This window comes from Pseudomonas sp. NBRC 111133 (assembly GCF_001320605.1).
In the GTDB taxonomy this organism is placed as follows: domain Bacteria; phylum Pseudomonadota; class Gammaproteobacteria; order Pseudomonadales; family Pseudomonadaceae; genus Aquipseudomonas; species Aquipseudomonas monteilii.
The window spans coordinates 1-24,278 of the sequence record NZ_BCBJ01000127.1 but is presented as its reverse complement, the minus strand read 5'-3'; the positions used below and the strand labels follow the sequence as shown (position 1 = coordinate 24,278).

At 57.7% G+C, this 24,278-nt stretch carries 23 protein-coding genes and 6 pseudogenes; 17 read left to right on the top strand and 12 right to left on the bottom strand.

The features are described 5' to 3' along the window. Position 1: 1 nt before the first annotated feature. Positions 2–196: pseudogene (locus APH36_RS32905) on the bottom strand (Cys-tRNA(Pro) deacylase); the annotation flags it as partial. A 371-nt stretch (positions 197–567) separates the two neighbouring features. Between APH36_RS32905 and APH36_RS27620 the strand changes: the two are divergent. The 10 genes from APH36_RS27620 (at position 568) to gpmI (ending at position 12,760) form a co-directional block, all read left to right on the top strand. Further along, positions 568–1,410 (top strand): MIP/aquaporin family protein, encoded by an 843-nt coding sequence (locus APH36_RS27620; RefSeq protein WP_057978705.1) that lies wholly within the window; start codon positions 568–570, stop codon positions 1,408–1,410. 97 nt (positions 1,411–1,507) lie between these two features. Further along, positions 1,508–3,013 carry a glycerol kinase GlpK gene (glpK, locus tag APH36_RS27615; protein WP_060501489.1) on the top strand — a complete coding sequence of 502 codons (1,506 nt, stop codon included), beginning with the start codon at positions 1,508–1,510 and terminating at the stop codon, positions 3,011–3,013. Positions 3,014–3,108: 95 nt separating this feature from the next. Beyond that, entirely contained in the window at positions 3,109–3,864 is a 756-nt protein-coding gene (locus APH36_RS27610; RefSeq protein WP_057978701.1) for a DeoR/GlpR family transcriptional regulator, read from the top strand. 196 nt (positions 3,865–4,060) lie between these two features. After that, positions 4,061–5,599 (top strand): glycerol-3-phosphate dehydrogenase, encoded by a 1,539-nt coding sequence (gene glpD / locus APH36_RS27605; RefSeq protein ID WP_057978699.1) that lies wholly within the window; start codon positions 4,061–4,063, stop codon positions 5,597–5,599. A gap of 196 nt (positions 5,600–5,795) precedes the next feature. Continuing rightward, on the top strand, positions 5,796–7,244 hold the full coding sequence (gene pyk, locus APH36_RS27600) for a pyruvate kinase (protein ID WP_057978697.1): 1,449 nt from the start codon (positions 5,796–5,798) through the stop codon (positions 7,242–7,244). 14 nt (positions 7,245–7,258) lie between these two features. Beyond that, on the top strand, positions 7,259–7,429 hold the full coding sequence (locus tag APH36_RS32215; protein ID WP_166729440.1) for a hypothetical protein: 171 nt from the start codon (positions 7,259–7,261) through the stop codon (positions 7,427–7,429). Further along, positions 7,422–8,723, top strand: coding sequence for a phosphopyruvate hydratase (gene eno / locus APH36_RS27595; protein WP_060501487.1), 1,302 nt, complete (start codon positions 7,422–7,424; stop codon positions 8,721–8,723). The genes APH36_RS32215 and eno overlap by 8 nt, the downstream gene beginning before the upstream one ends. A gap of 3 nt (positions 8,724–8,726) precedes the next feature. Beyond that, entirely contained in the window at positions 8,727–9,524 is a 798-nt protein-coding gene (tpiA, locus tag APH36_RS27590) for a triose-phosphate isomerase (RefSeq protein ID WP_057978693.1), read from the top strand. A gap of 78 nt (positions 9,525–9,602) precedes the next feature. Then, positions 9,603–11,228, top strand: a complete 1,626-nt coding sequence (locus APH36_RS27585) for an NADP-dependent glyceraldehyde-3-phosphate dehydrogenase (protein ID WP_057978691.1) — start codon at positions 9,603–9,605, stop codon at positions 11,226–11,228. Between the two features lie 8 nt (positions 11,229–11,236). Then, positions 11,237–12,760: a 2,3-bisphosphoglycerate-independent phosphoglycerate mutase gene (gene gpmI / locus APH36_RS27580; protein WP_057978689.1), complete on the top strand. Its 1,524-nt coding sequence runs from the start codon at positions 11,237–11,239 to the stop codon at positions 12,758–12,760. Positions 12,761–13,062: 302 nt separating this feature from the next. Here gpmI and APH36_RS27575 read toward each other — a convergent pair whose 3' ends face one another. Together APH36_RS27575 and APH36_RS32900 are read right to left on the bottom strand one after the other, a co-directional pair. Next, the gene (locus APH36_RS27575; RefSeq protein WP_235575256.1) at positions 13,063–13,827 is read right to left on the bottom strand and encodes a site-specific integrase; all 765 of its coding nucleotides are present in this window, start codon (positions 13,825–13,827) and stop codon (positions 13,063–13,065) included. A gap of 11 nt (positions 13,828–13,838) precedes the next feature. Further along, the gene (locus APH36_RS32900; protein WP_168928524.1) at positions 13,839–14,501 is read right to left on the bottom strand and encodes a hypothetical protein; all 663 of its coding nucleotides are present in this window, start codon (positions 14,499–14,501) and stop codon (positions 13,839–13,841) included. 20 nt (positions 14,502–14,521) lie between these two features. On the opposite strand from APH36_RS32900, the gene APH36_RS27565 reads away from it, so the two are divergent. Then, positions 14,522–14,971 carry a VOC family protein gene (locus APH36_RS27565; protein ID WP_041506109.1) on the top strand — a complete coding sequence of 150 codons (450 nt, stop codon included), beginning with the start codon at positions 14,522–14,524 and terminating at the stop codon, positions 14,969–14,971. 306 nt (positions 14,972–15,277) lie between these two features. Here the strand turns inward: APH36_RS27565 and APH36_RS27560 are convergent. The 3 genes and pseudogenes from APH36_RS27560 to APH36_RS27550 all read right to left on the bottom strand — a co-directional run. Further along, a pseudogene (locus APH36_RS27560) lies at positions 15,278–15,643 on the bottom strand (ATP-binding protein); the annotation flags it as partial. Positions 15,644–15,660: 17 nt separating this feature from the next. Next, positions 15,661–16,167 (bottom strand): annotated as a pseudogene (locus tag APH36_RS27555) (IS21 family transposase); the annotation flags it as partial. Positions 16,168–16,467: 300 nt separating this feature from the next. Continuing rightward, positions 16,468–16,896, bottom strand: a complete 429-nt coding sequence (locus APH36_RS27550; RefSeq protein ID WP_060501485.1) for a LexA family transcriptional regulator — start codon at positions 16,894–16,896, stop codon at positions 16,468–16,470. A gap of 101 nt (positions 16,897–16,997) precedes the next feature. On the opposite strand from APH36_RS27550, the gene APH36_RS27545 reads away from it, so the two are divergent. Next, positions 16,998–17,687 (top strand): SOS response-associated peptidase family protein, encoded by a 690-nt coding sequence (locus APH36_RS27545; RefSeq protein ID WP_060501483.1) that lies wholly within the window; start codon positions 16,998–17,000, stop codon positions 17,685–17,687. 144 nt (positions 17,688–17,831) lie between these two features. Here APH36_RS27545 and APH36_RS27540 read toward each other — a convergent pair whose 3' ends face one another. The 3 genes from APH36_RS27540 to APH36_RS27530 all read right to left on the bottom strand — a co-directional run bounded on the left by APH36_RS27540 (position 17,832) and on the right by APH36_RS27530 (position 19,571). Beyond that, positions 17,832–18,281 (bottom strand): carboxymuconolactone decarboxylase family protein, encoded by a 450-nt coding sequence (locus APH36_RS27540; RefSeq protein ID WP_060501481.1) that lies wholly within the window; start codon positions 18,279–18,281, stop codon positions 17,832–17,834. Positions 18,282–18,392: 111 nt separating this feature from the next. Next, positions 18,393–19,058 carry an FMN-dependent NADH-azoreductase gene (locus tag APH36_RS27535; RefSeq protein ID WP_060501479.1) on the bottom strand — a complete coding sequence of 222 codons (666 nt, stop codon included), beginning with the start codon at positions 19,056–19,058 and terminating at the stop codon, positions 18,393–18,395. Between the two features lie 30 nt (positions 19,059–19,088). Further along, a complete protein-coding gene (locus APH36_RS27530) occupies positions 19,089–19,571 on the bottom strand; it encodes a GNAT family N-acetyltransferase (RefSeq protein ID WP_060501477.1) in 483 nt (160 codons plus the stop codon). A 90-nt stretch (positions 19,572–19,661) separates the two neighbouring features. Between APH36_RS27530 and APH36_RS27525 the strand changes: the two genes are divergently transcribed. Next, positions 19,662–21,098 (top strand): PLP-dependent aminotransferase family protein, encoded by a 1,437-nt coding sequence (locus APH36_RS27525; RefSeq protein ID WP_060501475.1) that lies wholly within the window; start codon positions 19,662–19,664, stop codon positions 21,096–21,098. On the opposite strand, the gene APH36_RS27520 is transcribed toward APH36_RS27525, so the two are convergent. Further along, positions 21,091–21,570 (bottom strand): carboxymuconolactone decarboxylase family protein, encoded by a 480-nt coding sequence (locus tag APH36_RS27520; protein ID WP_012314955.1) that lies wholly within the window; start codon positions 21,568–21,570, stop codon positions 21,091–21,093. The two genes, APH36_RS27525 and APH36_RS27520, sit on opposite strands and share 8 nt — an antisense overlap. Positions 21,571–22,029: 459 nt before the next feature. Then, positions 22,030–22,275: pseudogene (locus APH36_RS27510) on the bottom strand (DUF4113 domain-containing protein); the annotation flags it as partial. Between APH36_RS27510 and APH36_RS32895 the strand changes: the two are divergent. The 3 genes and pseudogenes from APH36_RS32895 to APH36_RS32210 all read left to right on the top strand — a co-directional run. Next, a pseudogene (locus APH36_RS32895) lies at positions 22,243–22,365 on the top strand (helix-turn-helix transcriptional regulator); the annotation flags it as partial. The pseudogenes APH36_RS27510 and APH36_RS32895 overlap by 33 nt on opposite strands. 17 nt (positions 22,366–22,382) lie before the next feature. Then, the gene (locus tag APH36_RS27505; protein WP_060501469.1) at positions 22,383–22,652 is read left to right on the top strand and encodes a hypothetical protein; all 270 of its coding nucleotides are present in this window, start codon (positions 22,383–22,385) and stop codon (positions 22,650–22,652) included. Positions 22,653–22,879: 227 nt separating this feature from the next. Beyond that, a complete protein-coding gene (locus tag APH36_RS32210) occupies positions 22,880–23,191 on the top strand; it encodes a hypothetical protein (RefSeq protein ID WP_177337140.1) in 312 nt (103 codons plus the stop codon). Positions 23,192–23,215: 24 nt separating this feature from the next. On the opposite strand, the pseudogene APH36_RS27495 reads toward APH36_RS32210, so the two are convergent. Continuing rightward, a pseudogene (locus tag APH36_RS27495) lies at positions 23,216–23,734 on the bottom strand (DUF2786 domain-containing protein); the annotation flags it as partial. Between the two features lie 130 nt (positions 23,735–23,864). Here APH36_RS27495 and APH36_RS27490 point away from each other — a divergent pair. Continuing rightward, positions 23,865–24,161 carry a hypothetical protein gene (locus APH36_RS27490; RefSeq protein ID WP_060501465.1) on the top strand — a complete coding sequence of 99 codons (297 nt, stop codon included), beginning with the start codon at positions 23,865–23,867 and terminating at the stop codon, positions 24,159–24,161. Positions 24,162–24,278 lie beyond the last annotated feature (117 nt).

Genomic DNA, 24,278 nt, shown 5'->3' with positions numbered 1-24,278 from the left:
AAACGACCGGCACCACGGCTACCGGCAACTCGAACTTCTCAGTAGCCGCCCAGCAATGCCTTGAACACTTGCGTAGGTCCAATCCGAAGTTCTCCGCGGGCTCCAGCCCATAAGACGCTGCCTTGGGATAATGTTCGTAACTGCGCGCACGATGTTCGTAACGAACTTTTTTCAACAAATCCAATGCGGGTGTAATGGTAGCTCTTGGCTTGGCGGCTGAAGAAAAATGGTGTGCTGGATTCTAGGTCATTGATCGACACAAGGCTCTATTTGGCCAATTTCCAAAGGGCTACCAGCGCTTGTTGCCGCTCGTCAGAGAGAGGCGCTGATTAAGCAAGAACGATGATTCATGTGACTAATGACTAATAGTTGAATTGGGTTTTTATTCACTTTCGACCTTTGACACCAGTGTTCAATGTCTGTATTTTTCGAATGTGAACATTTTGCGAATGTTCCACTGCAACACTCGGCAGCAAGCTCGAGATCGAAGGGGATCTTGCTTCAGTGAAAATCGCGCTTTGACCCTGATGAAAAAGCGCCCGACAACAACAAAAAACGAGGTTTTCAATGACGACTGCATTACAACAACCTTCGCTCTCGAGCCAATGCATGGCCGAGTTCCTGGGTACTGCTTTACTGATCTTCTTTGGTACGGGCTGTGTTGCCGCGCTCAAGGTCGCGGGTGCCAGCTTTGGCCTTTGGGAAATCAGCATCATCTGGGGGATCGGCGTGAGCATGGCGATCTACCTGACCGCCGGTGTTTCCGGCGCCCACCTCAATCCGGCAGTCAGTATTGCGCTGTGCATTTTTGCCGACTTTGAAAAGCGCAAACTACCGTTCTACATCTTCTCCCAGGTCGCTGGCGCCTTCTGCGCAGCGTTGTTGGTTTACACGCTTTACAGCAACCTGTTCTTCGATTTCGAACAAACGCACCATATGGTTCGCGGCACACAAGCCAGCCTGGAACTGGCCTCGGTGTTCTCGACCTTCCCGAACCCTGCCTTGTCGACGGGCCAAGCATTTCTGGTTGAAGTGATCATCACCGCCATTCTAATGGGCGTGATCATGTCCCTGACCGACGACAACAATGGTCTACCAAAGGGCCCACTGGCGCCGTTGCTGATCGGTCTGCTGATTGCCGTGATCGGCAGCTCGATGGGCCCGCTGACCGGTTTTGCGATGAACCCGGCGCGCGATTTCGGTCCTAAATTGATGACCTTCTTCGCCGGCTGGGGTGAAATATCTTTTACCGGCGGGCGCGATATTCCGTACTTCCTGATTCCGATTTTTGCACCGATCATCGGTGCCTGCCTCGGCGCTGCCGCCTATCGCGGGCTGATTGCCCGCCATCTACCCAGCGTCATACCTGCTACAAAGGATGCAGAACACGCCTGCAGAACACGCCATTGACGGCAAAGTAAAAGTTTCTTGAAAGCGGCGGCGCGAAATCCTGCCCAACCCTGATCTCGCGCCCCCACCCCCCCTTATTTCGTCCAAGGCAATCGACATGACCGACATTCAGAATAAGAACTACATCATTGCCCTCGATCAGGGTACGACCAGCTCCCGGGCGATCATTTTCGACCGCGACGCCAATGTGGTCTGTACCGCTCAGCGCGAATTCGCCCAGCATTACCCGCAAGCCGGTTGGGTCGAACACGACCCGATGGAAATCTTCGCCACCCAAAGTGCGGTGATGGTCGAGGCCCTGGCTCAAGCCGGCCTGCATCACGATCAGGTTGCCGCCATCGGCATCACCAACCAACGCGAAACCACCGTAGTCTGGGACAAGACCACCGGCCGCCCGATCTACAACGCAATCGTCTGGCAGTGCCGACGTAGCACCGAGATCTGCCAGCAGCTCAAACGCGATGGCCATGAACAGTACATCCGCGAAACCACGGGCCTGGTTACCGACCCGTACTTCTCCGGCACCAAGCTGAAGTGGATTCTCGACAACGTCGAAGGTAGCCGCGAACGCGCCCGCAACGGCGAGTTGCTGTTCGGCACCATCGACAGCTGGCTGATCTGGAAATTTACCGGCGGCAAGATCCACGTTACCGACTACACCAACGCTTCGCGGACCATGCTCTTCAACATCCACACCCTGGAGTGGGATGCGAAGATGCTTGAGATACTGGATATCCCGCGGGAAATGCTGCCAGAGGTAAAGTCGTCCTCGGAAATCTACGGCCATACCAAAAGCGGTATCGCCATCGGCGGCATTGCCGGCGACCAACAGGCTGCTCTGTTCGGTCAGATGTGCGTCGAGCCAGGCCAGGCGAAAAACACCTACGGCACCGGCTGCTTCTTGCTGATGAACACCGGCGACAAGGCCGTGAAATCCAAGCACGGCATGCTCACCACCATCGCGTGTGGCCCACGCGGCGAAGTCGCTTACGCGCTGGAAGGCGCGGTGTTCAACGGCGGTTCCACCGTGCAGTGGCTGCGTGACGAGCTGAAAATCATCAACGACGCTCACGACACCGAATACTTTGCCGGCAAGGTCAAAGACAGCAACGGCGTGTACCTGGTCCCGGCCTTCACCGGTCTAGGCGCACCGTACTGGGACCCGTATGCCCGTGGTGCGCTGTTCGGCCTGACCCGTGGCGTACGCGTGGATCACATCATTCGCGCGGCCCTGGAATCGATTGCCTACCAGACCCGCGACGTGCTCGACGCCATGCAACAGGATTCGGGCGAACGCCTCAAAGCCCTGCGCGTCGACGGCGGTGCAGTCGCGAACAACTTCTTGATGCAATTCCAGGCGGACATTCTCGGCACTCACGTCGAACGCCCACAAATGCGTGAAACCACTGCCCTGGGCGCTGCCTATCTGGCAGGTCTGGCCTGTGGCTTCTGGGGCAGCCTGGACGAACTGCGTGGCAAAGCCGTGATCAAGCGCGAATTCGAACCTCACTTGGCCGAAGCAGAGAAGGAAAAACTCTACGCCGGCTGGCTAAAAGCCGTGAGCCGCACCCGCGATTGGGAACCGCACGAAGAGGCTAAGTAAGCCAGAGCACTGACTCGTATCCGTATGTAACTGGCAGGGAGTGGATTCCTGCGGCATCATGGGCAAATTTTGCACGGCAGCCCAAAGGAAGCCCCATGAATCTGCCTCCCCGTCAGCAGCAAATCCTCGAGCTGGTCCGCGAACGCGGTTACGTCAGCATCGAGGAAATGGCTCAGCTGTTCGTCGTTACACCGCAGACCATCCGCCGCGATATCAATCAATTGGCGGAAGTAAATTTGTTGCGTCGCTATCACGGCGGCGCTGCTTACGATTCAAGCGTAGAAAACACTGCCTACGCCATGCGTGCCGATCAAATGCGCGATGAGAAACAACGCATCGCCGAAGCTATCGCCGCCCAGATTCCCGATCACGCCTCGCTGTTCATCAACATCGGCACCACCACCGAATCCATCGCCCGGGCGCTGCTCAATCACACCCAGCTCAAGGTGATCACCAACAACCTGCACGTCGCCTCGATCCTCAGCGCCAAGGATGATTTCGAAGTCCTGCTCGCTGGCGGCAATGTGCGCCGCGACAGCGGTGTCGTCGGCCAGGCCAGCGTCGATTTCATCAACCAGTTCAAGGTCGACTTCGCCCTGGTCGGTATCAGCGGGATCGACGAAGACGGCAGCCTGCTGGATTTCGACTATCAGGAAGTGCGGGTATCCCAGGCAATCATCGCCAATGCCCGACAAGTAATACTGGCGGCCGACTCCAGTAAATTTGGTCGTAACGCCATGGTTCGACTGGGACCGATCAGCCTGATCGATTGCCTGGTCACCGATCAGCCGCCAGTGCCGGCGCTGGCGCAGCTACTGAGTCAACACAAGATTCGCCTCGAGGTTGTTTAACCCCAAGGGCGGTTAAGCCCGCACTACAAATCCCCCCCCCGCACATCTAAATGTTCGAAAATGTTCCTTTAGCGGCCCTTCGATGAGTATTTTCAATCGAAGTTAAGTGGTCGCGGGCGTCAATTTCGGTTGCAATTTTCGAAAATGAACATTAATGTTCGAATTCAAATGCACAACAAAGCCCTGAGGCCTGCCGATGCTCACTTCTACCTTGCCTACGCCCCCTCTCGCTGAGGTCTACGATATCGCCGTCATCGGTGGTGGGATCAATGGCGTGGGGATCGCAGCGGATGCCGCCGGTCGCGGTCTTTCGGTGTTCCTTTGCGAAAAGGACGACCTGGCCAGCCACACGTCGTCGGCCAGCAGCAAACTGATCCACGGCGGCCTGCGCTACCTCGAACATTACGAATTCCGCCTGGTTCGAGAAGCCCTGGCCGAGCGCGAGGTGCTGCTGGCCAAGGCGCCGCACATCGTCAAGCAGATGCGCTTCGTGTTGCCACACCGCCCGCACCTGCGACCTGCATGGATGATCCGCGCCGGTCTGTTCCTTTATGACCACCTGGGCAAACGGGAAAAACTTGAAGGTTCGAAAAGCCTGAAGTTCGGTCCGGACAGCCCGCTGAAAAGCGAAATCACCAAAGGCTTCGAATATTCCGATTGCTGGGTCGATGACGCTCGCCTCGTCGTATTGAATGCCATGGCCGCCCGCGAGAAAGGCGCTCATGTTCACACCCAAACCCGCTGCGTCAGCGCCCGGCGCAGCAACGGTTTGTGGCACCTGCACCTGGAACGCGCTGACGGCAACCTGTTTTCGATTCGCGCCAAGGCGCTAGTGAATGCGGCCGGCCCCTGGGTCGCCAAGTTCATTCGCGATGACCTGATGTTGGAATCACCGTATGGCATCCGCCTGATCCAGGGCAGCCACCTGATCGTGCCGAAACTCTACGACGCGCCGAATGCTTTCATTCTGCAGAACGAAGACCAGCGCATCGTGTTCGCTATTCCGTATCTGAACCACTTCACCCTGATCGGTACCACCGACCGCGAATACACCGGCGACCCGGCCAAAGTGACGATCACCGAAGGCGAAACCGATTACCTGCTCAAGGTGGTCAACGCGCACTTCAAGAAGCGACTGAGCCGCGAGGACATCCTGCACAGCTACTCTGGCGTTCGCCCACTGTGCAATGACGAATCCGACAACCCTTCGGCCGTGACTCGCGACTACACCCTGGCCCTGTCCGGCAGTGCGGCAGAGGCGCCATTGTTGTCGGTGTTCGGGGGCAAGCTGACGACTTATCGCAAACTGGCCGAATCGGCCCTGGCGCAACTGGCGCCGTTCTTTAAAGGCATCAAGCCGAGCTGGACCGCGCAATCGACTCTGCCCGGCGGCGAAGACATGACCACCCCGCAGGCATTGAGCTCGCTGATTTGCGACAAGTTCGACTGGATGCCAAGCGAAATCGCAAGCCGTTGGGCCACCACTTATGGCAGCCGCACCTGGCGCATGCTGGAAGGCGTGCAGAACCTGAGCGATCTGGGCGAACACATCGGCGGCGGGCTCTACACCCGTGAAGTCGATTACCTGTGCAGTGAAGAGTGGGCCACCACCGCGCACGACATTCTGTGGCGCCGCAGCAAGCTCGGTTTGTTTATCACACCGGCGGAACAGGAAAACCTCAAGGACTACCTGAATAAGGTCGAGCAGAACCGCAGCAAGATCGAAACGGCCTGATCGGGAGTCCGGTTAAAGCAAAGCCCCTGAACTCTACGATTCAGGGGCTTTCTACCGCGAATCATGACCGACCTTCGAGCATCCCGGCCGGCTTCGGCGTGCCGGGCTCGAACAATTCGCGCATGGGTTAGCGAAGCAGGGCTTCGGATTTATACGGGGCGCTATTCATACGAACGTATTTGAAGTGGTGACTGTCATGCAACGCAGAACAAAAATTGTGGCTACATTGGGGCCAGCAACCGAATCATTCGAAGCCATCGAGGGGTTGGTCAAAGCAGGCGTGGATGTCGTGCGTCTGAATTTTTCTCACGGCAAGGCGGAGGATCACATTGCCCGGGCGAGGTTGGTCCGTGAGCTGGCTGCCAAGCATGGCCGCTTCGTGGCGGTGTTGGCTGATTTGCAAGGTCCGAAAATTCGAATTGCGCGATTCGCGCAAGGAAAGGTGATCCTGGAAAAGGGTCAGCAGTTCGTTCTCGACGCTTCCCTGGACAAGAATGCAGGGGACCAGCAGCGAGTCGGTATTGACTACGAAGCGCTGATCACCGATAGCCGTCCGTACGACATTTTGCTGCTTGATGATGGGCGAATCGAGCTTAGGGTCCTGAAGGTCGAGGCGACGCGATTGATCTGCGAAGTCCTGGTCAGCGGGCCGCTTTCGAACAACAAAGGGATCAACCGCAAAGGTGGGGGATTGTCTGCGTCGGCACTGACCGAGAAGGACTTCGCCGATATCAAGACTGCCGCAGAAATGCAGGTGGACTACCTGGCTGTGTCGTTCCCACGCGATGCTTCGGATATGGAATTGGCGCGTCGGTTGCTGCATGAAGCTGGAGGGCAGGCAGGCTTGATCGCGAAGATCGAGCGCGCAGAAACCGTCAACGATCTACGTATTCTGGACGCGATCATTGAAGCATCGGAAGGTGTAATGGTCGCTCGTGGCGATCTGGGCGTTGAGATTGGCGATGCAGAATTGGTGGCCGTGCAAAAGCTGATTATTGACCGTGCTCGCACACTGAATCGCGTGGTAATCACGGCGACGCAGATGATGGAGTCGATGATCACTCAATCTATGCCGACCCGTGCTGAAGTGTTCGACGTGGCCAATGCGGTGCTGGATGGTACCGATGCGGTGATGCTCTCCGCTGAAACCGCGGCCGGTGCCTATCCGATCGAGACGGTTGAGGCCATGCACCGGATCATTATCGGTGCGGAAAAACACCCTCAATCCCATCGCTCCAAGCACCGTGTCGATCAAGTGTTCCACAAGATCGACGAATCCATCGCGATGTCAGCGATGTATGCAGCCAACCATCTGCATGGCGTCAAAGCCATCATCTGCATGACGGAGAGCGGCGATACCCCTCGTTTGATGTCGCGCATTCGCTCGCACCTGCCCATTTTTGCATTCTCTCGCAATCTGGCTACTCAGAACCGGGTCACGCTGTTCCGTGGTGTCACCACCATTCCGTTCGACAGCGATGATTTCGACCCTGAGTTGGTGAACGAGAAGGCCGTTGCGGAGCTGACCCGGCGTGGCGTCGTCAAGGCTGGCGATCACGTGCTGATTACCAAAGGCGACTACGCCAACGCCCAAGGTGGCACGAACTCCCTTCGAGTCGTGTGCGTCGGTGAAGCCATTCGCTGAGTGAGGAAGGACTGATGAGTAAGACCCATTCAGCAGATCACGACGCAACGAATAACCATGATCGTGAATCGTGGCCAAGAGATTTCGATTTTCGTGAGCAGTACGCGGAGCAGCAGGAATTACTGAAGTCGCCGAGCGACGGCACGCAAGCTCCGAACCATCCGAAGGGGGAAAACCATGCTTAACAAGACCAGCCAGATTCAACACATCAGCGCTCGGGAAATCCTCGACTCGCGAGGCAACCCGACGGTTGAAGCCGTGGTGACACTCGCCAATGGCGTCAGTGCTACCGCCAGCGTGCCCTCTGGTGCTTCGACGGGGTCACGCGAAGCGCTTGAATTGCGGGACAACGCAGCGCGCTACATGGGCAAAGGCGTTATGCGAGCGGTCGAGAACGTGAACAACCCGATCCGCGAGTGCCTGATCGGACTGGATGCTTTGAACCAGCGCGAAATCGACAACGTCATGATTGCGCTGGATGGCACCGAGAGTAAGAGCATCCTGGGGGCCAATGCGATTCTCGCCGTGTCACTGGCGACCGCCAAAGCGGCGGCCAAGGTTCAGAACATTCCTTTGTATGAACACTTGGCGGCGCTGTACGGCTCGCCTGGCCAGTTCAGCATGCCGGTTCCCATGATGAACATCATCAACGGGGGTGAGCATGCCGATAACAACATCGACATCCAGGAATTCATGATCCAGCCCGTCGGCGCATCGTCGTTCCGTGAAGGCCTGCGCATGGGCGCCGAGGTGTTCCATTCCTTGAAGAAGGTTTTGTCGGAGCGTGGCTTGAGCACGGCGGTGGGGGATGAGGGTGGGTTCGCGCCTTCGCTGGCCTCCAACGAAGAAGCACTGGTTGTTATCAAGGAAGCGGTGAGTCGAGCGGGTTATGAGCTGGGCAAGGACATTACCCTGGCACTCGATTGCGCGGCATCCGAGTTCTACGAGGGCGGTCAATATGTGCTCGCCGGTGAAGGCCAGTCGTTCAATTCGGCAGGCTTTGCCGATTACCTGGCGATGCTGTGCGACAAGTACCCGATTATCTCCATTGAAGACGGGATGGACGAAAGTGACTGGGACGGCTGGGCAGGCCTGACCCAAAAGCTGGGTCACGTGCAATTGGTGGGTGACGACTTGTTCGTGACCAACACCAAGATACTGCGTGAGGGCATTCAGAAAGGGATCGGTAATTCGATCCTGATCAAGTTCAACCAGATCGGCACGCTCAGCGAAACGCTGGACGCCATTCGCATGGCGCAAGATGCCGGTTACACCGCCGTCATCTCCCATCGTTCGGGTGAGACCGAGGACACCACCATCGCCGACCTCGCCGTCGCCACTTGCGCGGGACAGATCAAGACAGGCTCCCTCAGCCGGTCGGATCGCGTCGGTAAATACAACCGCTTGTTGCGCATCGAAGAGGCCTTGCAGGAGCGGGCGCCTTACAACACGGCCGCGCTTGTGAACAGGAAAGCCTGAATCATGCAGACCTCTTCGAACAAAAAACAACTGGTGATCGGCAACTGGAAAATGAATGGCAGCAGTGCTGAAAACGCGTCGTTGCTGCTTAGTTTGCTGCCGGTGATTTCACGCTTTGAAAGCGTTGAAGTTGCGCTTTGCCCGCCGTATCCCTACCTGACGACCGTAGCCGATTTGCTTGATGATTCAGATGTTGCACTGGGTGCGCAGAATCTCAGCGCCCAGCTCTCAGGCGCTCATACCGGTGAGGTCAGCGCTTCGATGCTCCACGATATCGGCTGTCGCTTTGTGTTGGTCGGGCATTCGGAGCGCCGTGCACTTTATGCCGAGGACGATGATCTCGTGGCAAAGAAATTTGCTACGGCGCTGCGTGCCGGGCTCATTCCGGTGTTGTGTGTGGGCGAAACACTCGCTCAGCGTCAGAGCGGCGAAACGGAAGTGGTCGTCACCAATCAGCTGAATGCGGTACTGAAGGCTGTTGGCATTCAGGATCTGGTTAAAGGCGTGATTGCCTACGAGCCGGTCTGGGCCATTGGTACTGGCGAAACGGCGACGCCCGAGCAGGCGCAAGCGGTGCATCGACACATCCGCCAATATTTGGCTGACCAAGATCGCGCAGCGGCCGCCGATTGCCGGATTTTGTACGGTGGCAGTGTGAAGGCCGACAACGCAGAACAATTGTTCAATCAACCCGATATCGATGGCGGCTTGATCGGCGGAGCGTCTCTGGATGCGATGTCTTTCGCTGCCATTTGCTGGGCGGCTCAAACCGGGCCGATCACCGACTCTATCGCGATCTGAATTCTTTTGAATGTGCAGGCGCTGCGTGTCCGATCGTTTCTTTCGGGCCGCGCGAGCACCTGCACAGAGGGATGAAAAATGACTTTGAATAATCGACTTGAAGCACTGTTCCCAAGCGCTGACGAAATCCCTGCGGCTTTCCGTCCAGGACCGGCCATTGAGCAGCGAGAGTATCTGGTCAATGGGGAACTGCGGTTGTGGGACGGCCCATTAGCGCCGGTCCGTAGCCCTGTGTGCCTGAAAAAAGAATCGGGACACGAGGCCGTGATTCTGGGCAGTACTCCGCTACTGGATGCGCAAACCGCGATGACGGCATTGGATGCGGCGGTGCAGGCCTATGACCGTGGTCAGGGCACCTGGCCCACCCTGCGTGTGGTCGAACGTATTCGCCACGTCGAGGTTTTCCTCAAGCGTATGCGCGAACAACGGGAAGCCGTGGTGAAGTTGTTGATGTGGGAGATCGGCAAGAACCTCAAGGACTCAGAGAAAGAGTTCGATCGCACCTGCGACTACATTGTCGACACCATCAATGCCCTCAAGGAACTGGATCGTCGTTCCAGCCGTTTCGAGCTGGAGCAGGACACGCTGGGACAAATCCGCCGCGTGCCTCTGGGCGTGACCCTGTGCATGGGGCCTTACAACTACCCGCTAAACGAGACGTTCACCACGTTGATCCCGGCGTTGATCATGGGCAACACCGTGGTGTTCAAACCCGCCAAGTTCGGTGTGTTGCTGATCAGGCCATTGCTGGAAGCGTTCCGCGACAGCTTCCCGGCAGGGGTTATCAACATCATCTACGGCAGCGGCCGGGAAACCGTCAGCGCTTTGATGGCCAGTGGCAAGATCGATGTCTTCGCATTCATCGGCACCAACAAGGCGGCCAGTGATCTGAAAAAGCTGCACCCCAAGCCACATCGCCTGCGTGCAGCCCTCGGTCTGGATGCCAAGAATCCCGGCATCGTCCTGCCTGATGTTGATCTGGATAACGCCGTTTCAGAGGCCGTGACCGGTTCTCTGTCGTTTAATGGGCAACGTTGCACGGCGCTGAAAATTCTCTTTGTTCATGAAAACGTAGTTGACGCCTTTCTGGATAAGTTTCAGTCGAAGCTTGCCCAGCTGAAACCGGGCATGCCTTGGGAAGCGGGAGTGGCCTTAACTCCGCTGCCGGAGCCTGGCAAGACTGATTTCCTTACCGGACTTGTGGCCGATGCTGTCAGCAAAGGCGCCCAAGTGGTCAATGCCGGAGGCGGGGAAGTCTGCGAAACCTTCTTCTACCCGGCGTTGCTGTACCCGGTGACTAGCGAAATGCGGGTGTACCACGAAGAGCAATTCGGACCCGTCGTACCAGTGGTGGTTTACCGCGATCTGGAAACAGTCATCAACTACGTCCTCGACTCCGATTTCGGCCAACAACTGAGCATTTTCGGCACGAACTCCGCAGAAGTGGGGCGTCTGGTCGATGCGTTCGCCAACCAGGTAGGGCGCATCAACATCAACGCGCAATGCCAGCGTGGTCCGGACAGCTTTCCCTTCAACGGCCGCAAAAACTCTGCCGAAGGCACGCTCTCGGTCGATGACGCGTTGCGGGTGTTTTCCATCCGGACACTGGTCGCCACCAAGTTCCAGGAGAGCAACAAGGATCTGGTCAGCGACATCATCCGTCATCGTGAGTCGAGCTTCTTGACCACCGACTACATCTTTTAGGGGGCACGATGACTACGCGCTCTTTGATTATTCTCGACGGTGTCGGCATTCGTCAGGCGACTGAGTCGAACGCTTTTGCAGCGGCCAGGACACCTACATTCGATGCGTTGCTTGCGCGTTTTGCGAACAGCCAAATCGAAACATCAGGTTTGGCGGTTGGGCTTCCTCAAGGCCAGATGGGGAACTCCGAAGTTGGGCATATGAACCTGGGAGCGGGCCGGGTGGTTTATCAAAGCCTGACCCGGGTTGATAAAGCGCTCGCCGATGGCGAGTTCTCCCGCAACCCCGCGTTGCTGGAATTGATCCAGGGAATAAAGACGCGCGAGGGTGCTGTGCACGTCATGGGTCTGCTTTCTCCTGGCGGTGTTCATGGCCACATCGATCAGATTGTCGCGGCATGCGGTTGCCTGGTTGAGCAGGGTGTCGAAAAAATCTATGTGCATGGCTTCCTGGATGGTCGGGATACTCCGCCCAAGAGTGCGCAGGCATCGCTTGATGCCTTGGAGATTGAGTTCGCTCGCCTGGGCGCTGGACGGATCGTCTCGTTGGTCGGTCGTTACTATGCAATGGACCGCGATAACCGCTGGCCTCGGATTGAATCGGCGTACCGCCTGATTGTTTCAGGGGATGCTGAACATCAAGCGGCAACCGCTTCTGAGGCTTTGTCAGCAGCTTACGAGCGCGGGGAGTCGGACGAGTTCGTCAAGCCGACAACGATTGGGCAACCTGTCAGTGTCGGCCCTGATGACGCGATGATCTTCATGAACTTCCGCCCCGATCGGGCGCGAGAATTGACCCAGGCATTGATCAAACCTGACTTCGACGCGTTTGAGCGGCCTTTTGTGTTGCCCAAGGATCGACTGCTGACGTTGACCCGGTATTCCGAAGAGCTGGACTGCCCCTGTGCGTTCGCTCCAGAGGCGATCAGCAACAGCTTGGGCGAACACCTGGCGAATCTTGGGAAGAAGCAATTACGTATTGCCGAAACCGAGAAGTATGCCCACGTCACGTTCTTCTTCAACGGTGGCCGAGAGCAGCCTTTTGCCGGTGAAGAGCGAATCCTGATTCCTTCGCCTGATGTGGCTTCCTACGATCTCCAGCCTGAGATGAGTGCACCGCTGCTGACGGATCATCTGGTCAACGCCATCGCCGGCGGCACATTCGACCTTATCGTTTGCAACTACGCCAATGGTGACATGGTGGGCCACACCGGCTCTTTTGACGCCGCAGTAAAGGCCGTAGAAGTACTGGATGACTGTCTGCGCCGAGTGGTCGAAGCGACGCTCGCAGCAGGAGGCGAATGTCTGATTACTGCCGACCACGGCAACGTCGAACAAATGCTCGACGTCAAGTCTGGTCAGGCACACACGGCTCACACCTTGAATCCTGTTCCCCTGATTCTGGTCAGTGAGCAGCCTGATCGTTTGGGACTGAAAAACGGCCGGCTGTGCGATATCGCTCCAACTTTGTTGCAGATGCTGAGTTTGCCTATTCCGTCAGAGATGGATGGCAAGTCGCTTCTTACCGTCTGATTGGCTTACAGGTGCCATCAGTGCATCGCCGTACAGACGATTTGATTGGTCTCCTATCGTTGAGGTAATGCGGCTTATCACGACTCGCTCATTTGAGCATGCGGGCATCGCCAATTTTTGGTGATGCCTTTTTTTGGTGCGCCAGGCATGGCGCGTTGCGGAGGTCATGCCGAGATAAAGGAAAATTAGGACATTTGAGTCACAAGGTTATGATTTTATAGCTTTATTTCATGCAAATAAAACACAATATTCGGCCCCTTCTGCTAGGTTTCGTGGATGCATGTAAACCACGTAACCGAGGACTACATTAATGGTTTTCGCCGTAACAACGAGCCGGCGGCATTGTCTTCGAAGGCTCTAGCCTCCTCGATATAGCCATGTACGGTGTCATCGTGCCGCCACCCACCCTGGCGCTTGATTTCCAGAAAGTCCGCCCCGGCACGGTAAGCGCTGGTGGCCAAGCCTCGGCGCAGGCTGTGGCTGCTCATCTGTGGCACATACAACAGTCCCGCGGCTTCGGCACGTGTCGCCAGGATGGTATTGACGCTACCCTCGTGCAGCGCCACCTCGCCGATCACGCCCCAACGACTGACGCGTCGAAACAATGGTCCTTGCTCAATCTGAGCGGCTTCCAACCAGCCCCGTAACACCTTCGTTGGACAGCAGAGGCCGTCGCCATAGGGGATCACGCGCTCCAGTCCCTCGCCCTCTTGATCGGTTTTGGAGCGCGGGAGCGTGATCCGTAGACCTTCCCGTTCCCACTGCAGATCGCGGACCTCCAGCGTGACCAGCTCACTGCGGCGGAAGGCGCCGAAGTACCCCAGCTGTAGCAGCGCGCTGTCACGCAGCGCGGCGAGCCCTTCGAGCGTGTCCAAGTGCGACACGATGAGTTCGAGATCCTCCAGCAGCAGGGCCTTGGCTTTTTGTCGAGGGCGCCCGTTCACTCGCTCAATACCGCGCAAGGTCTTACGCACGGTGGCGCTGGCTGCTGGGTCGGGAAAGCCCTGATAGCGGTGCCATTGAGTCAGCGCGGTCAGGCGCAGGGCCAGGGTCCGCGGGTTAAGCACCTCCGCGAAGGTCAGCAGGTAGCGATGTCGGTATTCACGATCATGACTTTCTTCCAGTTTTTGTTCGGATCGTAAGTGATCACAACAAAGGGATTTTCCCCCCAGTCCTCGTCTGGTCCAGTCACCTTCGATAGAGCTTCTGTTTTTTGCTCGGGAAGCATCTCGCTGGAAACTAGGGTTTCAAAATATGGCCTCCCGCGATGATCGAAGTATTGCTCATTCATCCCCCCTAGGGCGTCCATCTCTTCCATCATGTTCAGAGCGACCATCGCGGGAATTGTCCAGCAACCATTCTTTGTCAGGTAGAAACGGCGATTCGAGCCATCCGACGAATATTTTGTCCGCCAACTCAATGTCCACCAGGAATGATCGACTGATGCACTGGTCCGTTGCTGCAATGCAAGCTTTACCGGAATTCCTTCTATGATTCTCTCCACCTCGAGTCGACGATCATAGGTTGTCGATGGAGTGCGATCGCTCACAGCCCTCTTCACGGAGGCCGCCAAAGAGGCCTGTGCGACTATCCATTGCTCTCGATACTCATCTGCCGCCAGAAGCAACTGGCCCTGATTGTCCTTGGTGGGTGTCTGGAGATTGAGAAATTTTTTGTTGCGACTGTCGAAAGGCGTCGAAGCCGTTCGACTAAATGATGCCGACACATCGAGTCCATCCACGTTGGCAACAGGAGCCCACCATGAGCACCACCCTTACTCCCTACCTCAGCTTCAACGGCAACACTCGCGAGGCCTTTGCATTCTACGAAAAGGCGCTCGGCGCGAAGATCGAAACCATGATGAGCTACGCCGACATGCCTGCGTCCGCCAACCCCGGCGAAGGCTGTGATAGCGGCAGCGCACCCAGTGGGGATGGCATCATGCACGGCTGCCTGGCGCTGCCCGGTGGCGCGATGCTGTTTGCCGGCGACACCCCGCCCGGCATGCCATACGAAGGCGTCAAGGGCGTGATGCTCGCGCTTCAGTACGACACGATCGACAAGGCCCACAGCACCTTCCACGTGCTGTCGCAAGGTGGCCAGGTGACGATGCCGCTGGCACCCGCGTTCTGGGCCAAGACCTTCGGCATGCTGACCGACCGCTTCGGCGTGAGCTGGGCCGTCAACGGCGAACCGGTCGCGTTTAAGTAATTCCGTCGAACCAGGAGAAAGACATGGGCAGGCCAACGAATGGTTGATGCGTTACCTGGTGCACAGACTTTGCCGTAGAGCGCAACATGGTCTTGCATAAGACTGAAGCTCGCCTACATGGGGTCAAGCCGAGATAAGGGAAAACTCATTTGGTCTGCAACTACTTGTCGGAATTGAAAATTCCAGAGACCAGGCGACAGGCGTGCGAGGATAGGTCGAGGTCTGCGCCTATCCTTCAGTGAAACCATTATAGATCAACAGCTTACGGAATAAATGTCCTGATTTTCCTTTATCTCGGCTTAACCCCTTGTGTGCCAGCGCGCAAGCGAGCCAGGTTTTGCCTACGCCAGTGGGGCCGCCGATGATCAAGTTCAGGCCGTCCCGTAACCACTGGCCGCTGCCCAGTTGCAGGATCAGTGACTTGTCCAGACCACGGGGGCTGCGGTAATCGATGTCTTCCAGGCAAGCGTTATGACGCAGTCGGGCCGCTTTTAGGCGGCTGCTCAGGCGCGTGTTTTCACGCTCGGTCAGCTCGCGATCAACCATCAGGCCCAGGCGTTCCTCGAAGCCGAGGCTGGCGATATCCGGCGTGCTGTGTTGCTCGCTCAACGCTTTGATCATGCCGTGCAGTCGCAGGGTTTGTAGTTTGTCGAGGGTTGGATTGGGTAGCATTTTGGTGCTCCTTCAGGTCAGTGGTAGTAGCCGGGGCCGCGCAGGTTGATGTGCTCTTCGGGTAACAGCGGCAGGTTTTGTTGGGCCAGTGGCAGCCGCTCCAGACCTTGGCGAAGGATCGATTCGAGGCTTTTGTAACTGCACGCACCCAGCGCCAGGGCGCGCTGGCAAGCAGCTTCCAGCCGATCTTCGCCATGGTGTTTTCCTAGGCGCAGGATGCCCAGACAGGCACGGAAGCCGTCCCGCGGATGGATCCGGCGTTCGAGGATGTAGGCGATGACACCAGCAGTGTTCGGCCCGGTTTGCTCCGCCCAGCCGATCAGCCGTTGCGGTGTCCATTCGGCGTGTTCGCGGTGGCTCTTGGGCATGTGCTCGGTTTGGGTAGTGTGGCGGCCTTTGTACAGCGAGCGCAGATGGCTGGCCACTCGTTGGTTGGCGTGGAAGCACTCCACCGTTTGCGCCGTCAGGCGCACTTCGAGCTGGTGCTTCACCAGCTGGTACGGCACCGAGTAGTAATCCGCATCGCCACCACAGTCGAGTTGAAAATCCTCTATTGGGAGCGCAACGGGTTTTGCCTTTGGCTCAAGCAGAAATTTTGGGGGTATGTGTCTGGGTGCTCCATCACCTCTAGATCGGTACATGTCATGACCATCGCGCTGAACGCAGTGGCGCCCAGATTATTCCATTTGCGGGGTTCAGTAGAACACGCTCGAAAAACCTAAAAATAGTTACTAAGGTTAAAGCATTGAATTACATTGATAAAATCAAAGCTAACGGTTAATTAGGGTCCAGAAGAGTTGCAATCGATCAGCGCGAAGACCTGGTCACTGCGCATGGTCGCGAACGCTGTAACGGACAACGCCCCAAACGAGGAGCTCATCGCCTTCCATGATGTACCGGGGTGGATATGCCGGGTTCTCCGACTTGAGAATCACCACCCCTTCACGGCGGTGCAGGCGCTTGCAAACGGGCTCGCTGTTGACCGCAGCGATGACAATGTCCCCATGCTTCGCTTCACGCCCGCGGTCTACGATGACGATTTCACCCGAGTAGATCCCTGCCCCTTGCATGCTGTCGCCCTCCACTTTCACCAGATACACATGGGGGGCGCGGAGGTCGAATAGCTCATCAAGGGAGATATGGCCTTCCAGATGGTCCGCTGCGGGTGAGGGGAAACCGGCCGGAACGTGAAACGAATACAGAGGTAGCCGTTCGGTTCCGCCGGTTGGCGTGCCCAAAAATGTGATGGTCATGGTGGAAGGTCCAATGCAAGCTGTATGCATATACAGTAGATCTGGCATCGGCTGCCCGGTCAATCCTGACCGTTAAAATTCTGACGGGCGAGAGGTGGAAAATGTGCGGACGGTACTCGATCTACGCGTCGATGGATCACTACTTGCGCCAGCTATCATTGGATCTGGTCGTGATAAATGGCTATGACCACGAGCCTATAAACCGATACAACGTGGCGCCATCGACCCGAGTCGAGGTCATTCGCCAGATTGGTGATGAGCTGACTGTGGATAGGGTCAAGTGGGGATGGTCGCCGTTATGGGCGAAGGGGAAACGTGCTGATCCAATCAATGCTCGGGCCGAGACAGTGGTGACGGGAAAGTTCTTCAAGGGGTTGTGGCCAGGTGGCAGGGCTTTAGCGCCTGCCAATGGCTGGTTCGAATGGATAACTGACCCAACAGAGCCAAAGCGAAAGCAGCCGTATTACATCACGGGCGCCGACGGAGCCCCGCTTTACTTCGCCGCACTTGCTGAAGTGCACCAGAGCCTCGAACCGGATGAGCGCGACGGGTTCGTGATCATCACAGCGCCGGCGGACCAGGGGCTGATCGACATCCACGACAGAAAACCCTTAGTGCTCACGCCACAGACCGCTCTGGAGTGGTTGGCCCCTACCACATCGCCTGAGCGCGCTGCCGCGATCGTGGAGACGGGATGCCGCCAAACTGAGGATTTCAGGTGGAATCCGGTGAGCAAGGCAGTGGGGAATGTACGCAATCAGGGCGCCGAGTTGATAAGGCCGATTCGGTGAAGGGGCGGCAAATCCTTTCCGCGGGTGCACCAGCCCTTCGGAGGGCAGCTTACAACTCGAAGCTGGCGGCGACGGAGTGCGTAAAAACTAGCGACTGGCAGTCGACCTTTCTAGCCAGTCAGCACGCGTCATTTCCCTAGGTCATCAAGCCCTAGCCGCAGGTTTGAGTCGGAAGCTGACGCCCATACGGTTGAACGCATTCATTGCGGCAATCGCCGCTGTCAGGTCAACAAGATCCTTTTCAACAAACATCGCCGATGCGGCTGCATAAGCTTCGTCGGATACCTGTGTCTCGCTTACCCTGGTGACTTCTTCCGCCCAAGCCAGTGCTGAGCGCTCCTGATCCGAGAACAAATATTGCGCTTCATGCCATACCGGCACTAACAGCACCTTGTCCACTGACATACCTGCTTTTATCAGATCACGTGAGTGAAGATCAATGCAATGAGCGCAGCCGTTGATTTGAGACACTCTGAGAAACACGAGGTGGATCAACGAGGCTGGCAAATTTGTCGCGGTGGTCACGAAATGATGCACGCCGCCGAGGGCCTTAGCTGCACCAGGCGAAGCTTCAAACCAATTGAGACGATTCATGATTTCTTTTCCTTTGTATGAGCGATGAAGAGCGTGGCCGCTTGTTGGCATACGGCCCAGTTGAGATGCAAACCTAAACACTTGGAGTAGATGTCGGCCCTGAAGCGGACTTTAGACATGATCCACTCGACGGCTATGCCTAACAAAGTACGCCTGCACATCACCGTACCCTGTTGCCCTTCCAGTATTCAGTGACTCCACCCCCTTGGCGGTACCTTCAACGGTGAAGTAATGCACCTGAGTGAGACCGATGGTGGCAAGGACGGCGGACAGGTAGGGGCGCAGAAAGTCCGGTTGACGGGCCTGTGGGCCGTTGATGTAGCCCCCGCTAGCGATTGCGACGTAAACCGGACGATCCGTCAGATTTCCGACTTTGCCTTTGGCGGTGCCCACAAACGTTTTGCCCACGCGTACCACATGGTCGATCCACATCTTGAGTGGAGCGGGCACGCTGTAGTTGTGCATCGGCGTGGCAATCAGCAGTACGTCGCATGCTTGCAGTTGGTCGATCAATTCGTTGGAACGGCTCAACGTACTGTCCCGCCCACTTGCCGTGACTACGCGTTGATTCGCTAATGCCTGGGCGTAAGGGGCATCGACTGGGGCCATGGTGTTGAGGTCTAAATCGGTCAACTGGATACCCCTTCTGCCGGCCTCGGTGGCCAAGGCGAACAGGATCTGCTGGGACAGCTTCAGACTTTCCGAAGCCTCTGCATTGGGGCTGGTGACCAGGCGAAGAATGCGCAAAGGAGCAAGTGGCTGTTGGGACGATGTCATGAGGTTTGCCTCCTTGGATGTGCATGCGGGTTATGGCGTATCGAACTGTTTTTGAAAGCGCAGTGCACCCGTCAACATGCCTTCACGGAAGTAGAAACGTTGCGCGCGGGCGTTGGCCAAACCCGTGTCGAGCACCAGGCGTGCACAACCGCTGGCGCGCGCCAGTCGTTCCAGAGCTTGCAATAAGCGCGATCCCCACTGGCCACCCCGCTGAGCCTCGGCGGTTACAAGGTCATCGACATACAGGAATGCGCCGTAGACCAGGTTTTCCTGAAAGCGGTAACTAGCCAGTGCTACAAGAACGCCTGCGTCATAAGCGCCAATCAGGCGATAGCCTTCAAGGCGCATACGCTCGATGCGGCTGACGAAGTCGGCTTCGCTCGTCAGATGAGGGCGCAATTGATGCATTACCGGGAATGCGCTGCACAGGTCATGGGTGCTGTCCAAGGGACGCAGGGCGGTATCGGCCAGGTCGAGCACGCTGGGTATGAAGTTGTGCAAAGGGAATTTCATGGGAGTTGCCCTCATCAGTAGGTGATGGAGCTATATTGGACTACCATTGACCCACTTGATTGATCCAAGAAATGGGATATGAACTAGGCCATGATGACCTCCCCCAAGCCGCCTTTTGCTCCCTTGGAAGAGCAGTCCGCCTTGCCCCTGTATCGTCAACTGTACGACCGCGTGCTGGCCGCCGTTGCCGCTGGCACGTTGTCCCCCGGTGACCGCTTGCCGTCGGCGCGCGCCATGGCTAAGGAGCTGGGGGTGGCACGTGGCACCGTCGAACTGGCCTATTCGCTGATGGCCAGCGAAGGGTACCTCCTGGCGCTCGGGCAGAAAGGCACCGTAATCAATCCTGAACTGCAGAAGCCTGTGTCAGCGGCCACCGTATTGCCAGTCAGCAGCCAAGTGATCGAAGACGCGCCTGATTCGCTCTGGCGTCCACCGCAGCTGTTGCCGTTCCAGATGGGGGTACCGGCGCTGGATGCATTTCCGCGCAAGATATGGGCGCGTCTCGGTGCTCGGTATCTCCGTGGGATGCGTCTGGGAGATCTGGACTATCCAGCACCCCACGGCCTAGCAGCGTTGCGCAGCGCCATTGCTTCGTATCTGCAGGTGTCCCGAGGTATCGATTGCGGTGCCCATCAGGTGTTTATCACCAGCGGTTGGCGCAATAGCCTGTCCTTAGTCGCACATACCCTGTTGCAGCCAGGCGAGTGCGCCTGGGTGGAAGACCCGGGCTATCCCACTACGCGCCAGGTGCTCCGCCAGTTCGGCCTGGACCTGGAAGCGGTGCCGGTTGATGCAGAAGGCATGAACGTAGAACACGCCATCGCGGGCTCTCGGGCTGCTCAAGTCGTCATGGTGACACCAGGGCATCAGAGCCCGCTGTCGATGGCACTGTCGCTGCCACGCCGACAACTGCTACTCGATTGGGCTGCCCGCACCGGTGGCTGGATTGTCGAGGACGATTACGACGGCGAGTACCGCTACGTCAGCCGTCCACTTCCAGCGCTGGCCAGCTTGGATCGCCATGGGCGCGTGCTGTATGCCGGCACCTTCAGCAAGGTGCTGTTTCCCGGTATTCGCCTGGCTTATCTGGTGGTGCCGCAGGCGCAGGTGGCAGCGTTCGAGCGCGTCGGACGGGCCTTGTTTGCTGCCGGGTCACCGTCAATTACCCAGGCTTTGGTGGCGGAGTTCGTTGCCGAGGGACACTTCGCTCGGCATATCCAACGTATGCGCCGCCTCTACAACGAGCGACGGGCATTGACCATCGAAGCACTGGAGCGGAGTTTGCCGAAGGGTATGCAGGTGGAACGCTCGCCAGGCGGTATGCACCTGGTACTACGTTTACCGGAGGACGTAAGCGACACCGCCCTGGCCGAGCAGGTGCTGGCGAGGGGCATGTCGGTACAAGCGTTGTCGCGCTGGGCTGCCTCATCGCAGCGTCAGTCAGGTCTGCTCTTGAGTTTCACCAACTGCGCCACGACTGCTCCAGGCGAGCAGCTTGGCGCGTTGATCAGCAAGTTACTCAATTGAGGTTGGCCTTGTTCAGGCCGAAGAGTTCATCGGACGAGCCCGGGATCGCCTGGAAAGCCACATTGAGGCGATTCCAGCCATTGATGGCGACGATCAGGAACGACAAATCCGACAGCTCCTGCTCGGAAAACTGCTCACGCGCACTCGCGTACAGGCTGTTGGAGATACCATGAGGCGGCAGTTGGGTCAGGGCTTCAGTCCACTCCAGCGCCGCCCGCTCTGCTGGCGAAAACAGCTGTGACTCACGCCAGACGGCCACGTGGTGAAGACGCAGCTCGCGCTCGCCATGGATCTTGGCCTCTTTCACATGCATATCCACGCAGAATGAACAGCCGTTGAGCTGCGAAGCGCGCAACATGATCAGGTGGGCAAGATCGGCCAGTAGCGGCTTCTTGCTCAGTTGCAGGGTGAGCTCCACCAGTTTGTTGGACGCTTGGGGAGACAGTTTGAAGTAATCAAGGCGGTTGTTCATGGGGTAGTTGCTCGTAGTGGGTGGATGGTTGTTGGAGCCCACTGTAGCAACGCTTGGAATAGCCCCACAGGGCCAAGATGGTAGCTTCGAACTAGGCCATATCTGTATCGAAGTGCGCCATGATCACCTATCGAGCGATAGGGTCGAAGGGGCGCAATGGGCCGTTTATTGGCCTCCGCGAATGGCCGCAATGGGTCGAAAGCAGCCATTCACGACCGGCCACTAACGCCCCTAGACGGTGGGCGCATCGAGCGGCTCAAGCTGCATATACATCCTCAATCAGAGCCCACAGCCTAGCCGCCTCGGCAAACTCGAGCATGTCGGCCAATTGGCCCGCATCAACGTCCCCGCGTCGGTGCGCAGAAATAGCGAGCTCGGCAAGTACCCCGGCTCGGCCATCCGGATCGGTTATCAGAGCGTGCTGGTCATTGAGTTCGGCCAGCCAGGCCGACGGCAAGCTCAACATTTAACCGTCCACAGCTGATCGATACGCGTTGTGTAGGATTGGCTCATCATCTCCCTCCTCATCCCCCAGTCCGGTGTCGCCGGCACGCTGGCGGCTCGCATTGTCCCCCTCCCCCAGCGCTCGTTGATGTCATCCATCACCTGCATCAGTCGGTCACATGCCACCGATTGCTTGAGCGCAAACAAGTCCTCTGAAAATTCACCTGGTTGGCCATGCACGCGGAGATCAACGACAGCGACCCCATGCGCCGCGATCGCCGCGCGCCGGAGCGCCGCACCGCCCAATTTCGAATCGTTCGCAAGGCCGAAGCCTTGGAACTCCACGCCTGACCACCCGAGGATCAACCATGCAGACAGCAATGCACCCTGCTTTCGAGCAGAAGCTTGCCGTGCTCGCGGCCCTGCTCGAGCGCAGCAAGTCAGTGAGGGCCGAGGCCCATGCCAAGGTCAGCCAAACCGCCCCTCGCTACCAGGCGTGCGGCAAAGGCGCAACGTGGGATGTCGTTGAAATCGCCACCGGCGCCGTCCAGGGCTTTGCCTTCAGCTACCGCACCGCAATGCGGTTTGTGGATGTGATGGAGGCAGGCGCTGCGAGCAAAAGAGGTGGCCTGCAATAATCGGGCAATCGAACAGCCGAGACCAGATTCTGGCTCAGCTCAATGCCAGCATCGACAACTTCTTCGGCAGCGGTGGCTCCGTTGAAACCCTGCCCGGGTTCGAGTACGTGCCACACCGGCCTCATCGCGACCTTGAGCCAAAGCGTGCATCGGTAGCCGCCCCACCCAACAAACGAGTGGAGGCGCGCCTGAAAAAGCTCGATGAGCTCCGCGAGCTGGCAAAGACCATGACCTACAAGGAGGCCATGGCTCACACCGGCCTCGTCCAGGCGACTCTCGTTCGCGCGGCATCACAAGGCAACTTCAAGTTCCAGCGTGACCCCAACTACGGGAAAAGCAACCTGGGCAAAAAGCTCAGCGACCCCGTTGAAGACAGGTCGAAGGCAGAGAAGATCGTCGCCTACCGCAATGTCGGAATGTCCAGGGCAGACGTTGTGCGTGAGCTGAACATTTCCTTCAAGCAGCTCGGCCGACTGATCCGAGAGTTTGAAATCGACTTCCCGACTACTGCCGAGAAGCGAGCGAAGAGAAACGCATGAACCGCATCACCGCGCGCGTCCGGCATGGATTTTGCCGTGCACCACTGAAAACCACGCGATTGCGAAGTGATCGCCGGCAGTCTCCGGCGAGTAGGTGCTGCGGCTCTTGCCGGATCGGACCCAAGCCACATAGTCGCGCCGGGCCTGCGTCAGCTTGGCAAGCAAGGTTTCGTAGGCGTACATCGCGATCTGGGGTGCTGGCGTGACGCCTACAAACAAGGCCCGTTCAACCATGCGCCCGGAGGTGTCGCACCAGTGGCGATATGAGAGAGGTCGGCAGCCAAACACCCTGGCCACGATCCCGCTTAGGTGGCGATCCCAGGTTGGCCGGCGGTTCGCCCTAGACTTCTCCGACTGGACCTCGTCCACATCGCTCAGGCGCACATCCAGCTCGGTGAGTCGATACTCGCGCATCAGCGCTTGGGCCTGGCGCATTGCAGTGGCCGCCTCGTTCTCGTTCGAGCTTTTGGACAGGGCCAGGCAGCGCTTGATCTTGCGGATGACCCGCTCGAGCTTGCTCTCGTCGTGCTGTTGTTCGGGCATGTTGTGGTCCTTGCGTGCAGGCGCCGCCCTCGCCGGGGAGGCGTTATCGTTGAATAGGGGAAGGCGCTGGCGGGCAGCGCTGAATTGAGCTATTGCTTCGATCTCGGTCAATCCACTCAAGGAGCGTGAGATGAAGCGACTAATGATTGGTGCTTTGCTGGCGGCGTCTGGCGCTGCCCAGGCTGGGATTCCACTGCTGAACGCGACGTGCCCAGGAAACATTGAGGTACACGCCGACAAGGGCGGCCCGATTTACATCAATGGCAAGGAAGGCAAGCTGAAGAAGTTCAACGAGAACTACTTCGAAGCCAAAGGCAGCGGGGTGACAATCTCGCTGTCGATCAACCCGGACGGCTCACCTGATGTCTCGTATACCGGGAAGAACCGGGCCAACGGGATTTGCCAGGTGAAAAGCGAAGGCTCCTGAGGCGCTGTCGGGCAGCGCTGAAGGATCAGGCTCGACTCAGGAATTCCTGGCACCTGCAGTTGAGGTTTGAGCAGTGGCTTTGGCCAACCCAGTCAGACTGAATCGCCCCTGGTTTCC

Coding starts and splice junctions, on each gene's coding strand:
- APH36_RS27545 (WP_060501483.1), top strand. CDS start 16,998: ATGTGCGGACGGTACTCGATCTACGCGTCGATGGATCACTACTTGCGC.
- APH36_RS27620 (WP_057978705.1), top strand. CDS start 568: ATGACGACTGCATTACAACAACCTTCGCTCTCGAGCCAATGCATGGCC.
- gpmI (WP_057978689.1), top strand. CDS start 11,237: ATGACTACGCGCTCTTTGATTATTCTCGACGGTGTCGGCATTCGTCAG.
- pyk (WP_057978697.1), top strand. CDS start 5,796: ATGCAACGCAGAACAAAAATTGTGGCTACATTGGGGCCAGCAACCGAA.
- APH36_RS27535 (WP_060501479.1), bottom strand. CDS start 19,058: ATGACATCGTCCCAACAGCCACTTGCTCCTTTGCGCATTCTTCGCCTG.
- APH36_RS27490 (WP_060501465.1), top strand. CDS start 23,865: ATGAAGCGACTAATGATTGGTGCTTTGCTGGCGGCGTCTGGCGCTGCC.
- glpD (WP_057978699.1), top strand. CDS start 4,061: ATGCTCACTTCTACCTTGCCTACGCCCCCTCTCGCTGAGGTCTACGAT.
- glpK (WP_060501489.1), top strand. CDS start 1,508: ATGACCGACATTCAGAATAAGAACTACATCATTGCCCTCGATCAGGGT.
- APH36_RS27530 (WP_060501477.1), bottom strand. CDS start 19,571: ATGAAATTCCCTTTGCACAACTTCATACCCAGCGTGCTCGACCTGGCC.
- APH36_RS27525 (WP_060501475.1), top strand. CDS start 19,662: ATGATGACCTCCCCCAAGCCGCCTTTTGCTCCCTTGGAAGAGCAGTCC.
- APH36_RS32215 (WP_166729440.1), top strand. CDS start 7,259: ATGAGTAAGACCCATTCAGCAGATCACGACGCAACGAATAACCATGAT.
- APH36_RS27540 (WP_060501481.1), bottom strand. CDS start 18,281: ATGAATCGTCTCAATTGGTTTGAAGCTTCGCCTGGTGCAGCTAAGGCC.
- APH36_RS27565 (WP_041506109.1), top strand. CDS start 14,522: ATGAGCACCACCCTTACTCCCTACCTCAGCTTCAACGGCAACACTCGC.
- APH36_RS27520 (WP_012314955.1), bottom strand. CDS start 21,570: ATGAACAACCGCCTTGATTACTTCAAACTGTCTCCCCAAGCGTCCAAC.
- APH36_RS27610 (WP_057978701.1), top strand. CDS start 3,109: ATGAATCTGCCTCCCCGTCAGCAGCAAATCCTCGAGCTGGTCCGCGAA.
- eno (WP_060501487.1), top strand. CDS start 7,422: ATGCTTAACAAGACCAGCCAGATTCAACACATCAGCGCTCGGGAAATC.
- APH36_RS27505 (WP_060501469.1), top strand. CDS start 22,383: ATGCAGACAGCAATGCACCCTGCTTTCGAGCAGAAGCTTGCCGTGCTC.
- APH36_RS32210 (WP_177337140.1), top strand. CDS start 22,880: ATGACCTACAAGGAGGCCATGGCTCACACCGGCCTCGTCCAGGCGACT.
- APH36_RS27550 (WP_060501485.1), bottom strand. CDS start 16,896: ATGACCATCACATTTTTGGGCACGCCAACCGGCGGAACCGAACGGCTA.
- tpiA (WP_057978693.1), top strand. CDS start 8,727: ATGCAGACCTCTTCGAACAAAAAACAACTGGTGATCGGCAACTGGAAA.
- APH36_RS27585 (WP_057978691.1), top strand. CDS start 9,603: ATGACTTTGAATAATCGACTTGAAGCACTGTTCCCAAGCGCTGACGAA.